This is a genomic window from Streptococcus suis (assembly GCF_002964045.1).
Taxonomy (GTDB): Bacteria; Bacillota; Bacilli; order Lactobacillales; family Streptococcaceae; genus Streptococcus; species Streptococcus suis_U.
The window spans coordinates 1-318 of record NZ_POPB01000639.1; the positions used below are offsets into that span (position 1 = coordinate 1).

Here is a 318-nt window from a genome sequence, read left to right on the forward strand (position 1 = left end):
AGTCCAGTGTTTCCAGAAATATTTTCGTGGTGCCAGGCGCAAGGAATTGCAATGGGGATTATTACGAATGGACCTTATAGACATCAGTTGAGAAAGATACGCACGATGGGGTTAGTTAATTGGTTTGAGCTAGAACATGTCCTTATTTCTGGACAAGTTGGTATCACAAAGCCAAATCCTGCTATTTTTCAACTAATGGAAGAACGTTTGGGGATGTCAGGCGAAGATATTTGTTATCTAGGAGATTCGTTTGAAAATGATGTGGTAGGAGCGAAAGCTGCGAATTGGAAGGCAATTTGGTTTAATCATAGAAAGAGA

At 40.3% G+C, this 318-nt stretch carries 1 protein-coding gene; it reads left to right on the forward strand.

Features of this window, described 5'->3' with window-relative positions; translation table 11 throughout:
* Positions 1–318 (forward strand): HAD-IA family hydrolase (locus C1E99_RS13785; protein WP_153060282.1); only part of this gene is annotated, 318 nt, incomplete at both ends.